Annotated in this window: 6 protein-coding genes; 2 read left to right on the top strand and 4 right to left on the bottom strand. The window is 63.8% G+C overall.

What is annotated here, in order from left to right; all coding sequences use genetic code 11:
• Nucleotides 1–97 precede the first annotated feature (97 nt).
• A complete protein-coding gene (locus EOA36_RS29770) occupies nt 98–580 on the top strand; it encodes a peroxiredoxin (RefSeq protein ID WP_127280543.1) in 483 nt (160 codons plus the stop codon).
• A 96-nt stretch (nt 581–676) separates the two neighbouring features.
• On the top strand, nt 677–1,153 hold the full coding sequence (locus EOA36_RS29765; protein WP_127280542.1) for a DUF2938 domain-containing protein: 477 nt from the start codon (nt 677–679) through the stop codon (nt 1,151–1,153).
• Here EOA36_RS29765 and EOA36_RS29760 read toward each other — a convergent pair.
• From EOA36_RS29760 to ispH, 4 genes are all read right to left on the bottom strand, one after another.
• A complete protein-coding gene (locus EOA36_RS29760) occupies nt 1,150–1,743 on the bottom strand; it encodes a histidine phosphatase family protein (RefSeq protein WP_127280541.1) in 594 nt (197 codons plus the stop codon). The two genes, EOA36_RS29765 and EOA36_RS29760, sit on opposite strands and share 4 nt — an antisense overlap.
• Before the next feature lie 41 nt (nt 1,744–1,784).
• Nucleotides 1,785–2,318 carry a ribonuclease HI gene (rnhA, locus tag EOA36_RS29755; protein WP_127280540.1) on the bottom strand — a complete coding sequence of 178 codons (534 nt, stop codon included), beginning with the start codon at nt 2,316–2,318 and terminating at the stop codon, nt 1,785–1,787.
• Complete coding sequence (locus EOA36_RS29750) at nt 2,315–3,292, bottom strand: homoserine kinase (RefSeq protein ID WP_127280539.1); 978 nt, start codon at nt 3,290–3,292, stop codon at nt 2,315–2,317. Before EOA36_RS29750 ends, rnhA begins: the two co-directional genes overlap by 4 nt.
• A gap of 6 nt (nt 3,293–3,298) precedes the next feature.
• Nucleotides 3,299–3,978 (bottom strand): 4-hydroxy-3-methylbut-2-enyl diphosphate reductase (gene ispH / locus EOA36_RS29745; protein ID WP_127280538.1); only part of this gene is annotated, 680 nt, incomplete at its 5' end.

Raw genomic sequence — 3,978 nt, 5'->3', positions numbered from 1 at the left:
GCCTTTCCCTTGATCCAGCTTGCCCGAACAGTTGCAGGGAGCCCCCTAGTTCGCTACGCAAGCACCGTCCTTCCCCAAATCCCCAAGCGAGGAACTCATGACCCTTTCCGTTGGCGACAAGCTGCCCGAGGCGACCTTCAAGACCATGACCGCCGACGGCGCCAAGGCGATCACGTCGGCCGAGATTTTCCCGGGCAAGAAAGTGGTTCTGTTCGGCGTTCCCGGCGCCTTCACGCCGACCTGCAGCAACAACCATCTGCCCGGCTATCTCGAGAACCATGACGCGATCCTGGCGCGCGGCGTCGACACCATCGCGGTCGTTTCGGTCAACGACGTCCATGTCATGGGCGCCTGGGCGCGCTTCACCGGCGGCGAAGGCAAGATCCTGTTCCTGGCCGACGGCAATGGCGATTTCGCCAAGGCGGTCGGTCTTGACGCGGACTACTCCGGTGGCGGCATGGGCCTGCGCTCGAAGCGGTTTTCGATGATTATCGACGACGGCAAGGTCACCGCGCTCAATGTCGAGACCAAACCCGGCGTCGACGAGTCCGGCGCGGCTCATATTCTCGGCCAGCTCTGAGCTTCGACGGCCGGTCAGGCGGGGGTCGCAACGGCTGGCCTCGCCTAACAAGCGGCTGCGCTCCAGAACTGCCGGCTTTCGGGGGGAATTCCAACGATGTTTGACATCATCTGGCGCGCTATCGCGATCGGCGTCGGCGCCACTGTCCTGATGGATATCTGGGCCTTCTTCCTGCACAAGGCGTTCGGCCAACCACGGCCAAACTGGGGGCCGGTCGGGCGCTGGGTCTGGCATCTGCGTCACAAGGTGTTTCACGACGATATTGGCGATGCCACGCCCTACGCCCATGAGAAGGCGCTGGGCTGGGCTTTCCATTACTTCGTCGGCATTGTCTACGGCATCATCCTGGTGGTGCTGGCGGGCGCGGGCTGGTTGGCGGCCCCGACCTTCCTGCCGGCCTTCATCCTCGGCATCGTCACCATCGGCGCCGGCTGGTTCCTGCTGGCGCCAGGCATGGGCGCCGGCTGGGCGGCGTCAAAGCGGCCTAATCCGATGCTAATCCGCGCCCTCAACCTGGTCTCGCACACCGTGTTCGCACTCGGTCTTTGGGGAACGGCGCTGCTGATCCGCTAAGGATTCAGGGGCTGTTCTACCCTGTCGATCGGCCGCCATCCATGGATGAGGCGGCGGGCGCCGATATCGTAGGCGAAATAGTTGCCGCCGCCCGCCGGCTGATCCGCGTCGCGGCTGATCCGGCTGTCGCTCAGCGACACCAGCAGGAGCGTGCCGACACCGCCATGTCCGACAAAGGCGATATCTCCGGCGCCGCCGGCATCAAGCACGGCCTCGACCTCGCTCACAATGCGCTGCTGCGCGTCGATGGCTCGCTCCCAGCCACGAATGCTTTCGTGCGGATTGGCGAAGAAACGGTCGGCGACCGCCTCGAACTCAGGAGGCGGCAGGAAACCCGTCGCCGACCGGTCGTTCTCATGCATCCGCTCCCTCACCTGCACCGCAAGGTCGAGGTGCCGCCCGAGCACCTCGGCGGTTTCAACGGCCTTGCGTTCGCCCGATGACACCACACGCGCGATCGATGCGATCCACGGCTGGTCCAGCATTGCATGCGCCCTGGCGCGGCCGATGTCGGACAGACCCCAATCCGGTACCGGAATGGTGGCGTCGATCTGAACCTGAGGATGGGTGATGTAGTAGGCGATCGACATGACAGAAACTCTCCGGCCGGTCAGCCCCCTCGAACAGAAGCTCAATAGCTCTGCGTAGAACGACGCGGCTTCGAAGCCAGCGGCTGCTCTGCCTGGCCATCAGGCTTTGGCGCCAGCACTGCCGGCCTGAAAGGCCCCTTCTTGAACGGCGCCATGCCTTCCCGTGCCAGTTCGTCGGCACGCTCGTTCTCGGTGTGGCCGGCATGGCCCTTCACCCAGTTCCAGGTGACCTTGTGGCGTCGGTTGGCCTCGTCCAGCGCCTGCCACAACTCGCCGTTCTTGACCGGCTTCTTGTCGGCGGTCTTCCAGCCGTTCTTCTTCCAGCCATGGATCCATTTGGAAATGCCGTCCATGACGTATTTGCTGTCGGTATGAAGCTCGACCGTGCAAGGCTCCTTCAACGCGTTCAGCGCCGAAATGGCCGCCAGCAATTCCATGCGGTTGTTGGTCGTCTCGGCCTCGCCGCCGGAGAGTTCCTTGGTGGCGCCGTTGAAGCGCAGGATGGCGCCCCAGCCGCCGGGGCCGGGATTGCCGGAACAGGCGCCATCGGTAAAGATTTCAACCTGCTTGCTCATGATGCCCCATATTCGGCCAATCCATATTCCGAAGGAGATCTGATCGCCCGATGGAACCGCATCCTTCTGATGTATTCGGTCGGGTCGCGTTTCATGACGAGCCCGCCATCGGGGACGGTCAGCCAGTCGTAAAGCCGGGTCAGCATGAAGCGCAGCGCCGAGCCGCGCGCCAGCATCGGTAGCGCCGCCTTCTCCTCCGCGCTCAGCGGGCGCACGCTCTGATAACCGGCAAGCAATGCCTTGCCCTTGGTAAGGTTGAAGGAAAAATCCTTCTCGAAGCACCAGGCATTGAGACAGGTGGCGACATCGTAGGCGTAGAGATCGTCACAAGCGAAATAGAAATCGATCAGACCCGAAAGCTTTTCGCCCAGGAAAAAGACATTGTCCGGGAAAAGATCGGCGTGGATTATGCCCTTGGGGAGCCCCTTGGGCCAGTTCTGTTCGAAATCGGCGAAGTCGGCATCGACCTCGGCCGCCAGTCCCGGCTCGACTTCGTCGGCGCGGGCGCGGGCCGCGTCCCAAAGCTTGCGCCAGCCGTCGATGGCGAGCGCGTTGGGGCGGGTCATAGAGAAATCGGCGCCGGCCAGATGCAGCGCGGCCAGCGCCTTGCCAACCTCGGCGCAATGGGTCGCGGCCGGTCGCCGCAGCGAAAGCCCTTCGAGGAAGGTGATGATGACCGCCGGCCGGCCGGCCAGCGTGCCGATGACGCTGCCGTCATGCGCGGTAACCGGCAACGGGCAGGACACCCCCTTGTTGGCGAGGTGGCCCATCAGCCCAAGGAAAAACGGCAGGTCCGCCTTCTCGACCCGCTTTTCATAGAGCGTCAGGATGTAGGAACCGCTGGAGGTGTGCAGCAGGAAGTTCGAATTCTCGGTACCTTCGGCGATGCCCTTGTAGGACAGGAGGTCGCCGACCGGATAGTGCTTCAGGAAAGCGCCGAGTTCGCCCTCCGCAACGTCGGTGTACACCGCCATGGCCGTTCACGCGGCCCCGTTGACGAAGGCCATGTCGGCCGGCGTCAGTTCGACATCGCGCAATACCCGCATGACCGGAAAATCCTCTGTTTCGGTGGCCGTGATGGCCAGGTCGATGGTCACATCGAAACGCTGACGGAACGCGTCGATGATCTCGTCGACGATGATCTCCGGCGCCGATGCTCCCGCCGACAGGCCAAGCGTCGAAATGCTGCCGATGTCATTCCACGGAATTTCGGCGGCGCGCTGCACGAGAAGCGACATGGCGGCGCCGGCGCGTTCGGCAACTTCGACGAGGCGGCGCGAATTCGAGGAATTGGGAGCGCCGACGATCAGATAGAGGTCAGCACCGGGGGCCGTGTCCTTTACCGCTTCCTGGCGGTTGGTGGTGGCATAGCAGATCGATTCCGCCGCCGGCGCCTGCAGGTCCGGAAAGCGTTCCTGCAGCGCGCGGATGATACCGGCAGTATCCTCGACCGAGAGCGTTGTCTGGGTGACGAAACCGAGTGCCTCGGGATCGGCCGGCACAAGCCGGGCGGCATCGGCCTCGGTCTCGATCAGCGTTACCGCGCCTTCCGGCAACTGTCCCATGGTGCCGATCACCTCGGGGTGCCCGGCATGGCCGATCAGCAGAACGTGGCGGCCAAGCCGCTGATGCCGCATCGCCTGTTTGTGGACCTTGGAGA

It is taken from the genome of Mesorhizobium sp. M8A.F.Ca.ET.021.01.1.1, from assembly GCF_003998025.1.
Taxonomy (GTDB): Bacteria; Pseudomonadota; Alphaproteobacteria; order Rhizobiales; family Rhizobiaceae; genus Mesorhizobium.
This window is presented reverse-complemented; position numbering and strand designations above follow the sequence as displayed.

Bases quoted from the DNA above. Each gene is read 5' to 3' on its own strand.
- EOA36_RS29770 (WP_127280543.1), top strand. From the start codon at position 98: ATGACCCTTTCCGTTGGCGACAAGCTGCCCGAGGCGACCTTCAAGACC.
- EOA36_RS29765 (WP_127280542.1), top strand. From the start codon at position 677: ATGTTTGACATCATCTGGCGCGCTATCGCGATCGGCGTCGGCGCCACT.
- EOA36_RS29760 (WP_127280541.1), bottom strand. From the start codon at position 1,743: ATGTCGATCGCCTACTACATCACCCATCCTCAGGTTCAGATCGACGCC.
- rnhA (WP_127280540.1), bottom strand. From the start codon at position 2,318: ATGAGCAAGCAGGTTGAAATCTTTACCGATGGCGCCTGTTCCGGCAAT.
- EOA36_RS29750 (WP_127280539.1), bottom strand. From the start codon at position 3,292: ATGGCGGTGTACACCGACGTTGCGGAGGGCGAACTCGGCGCTTTCCTG.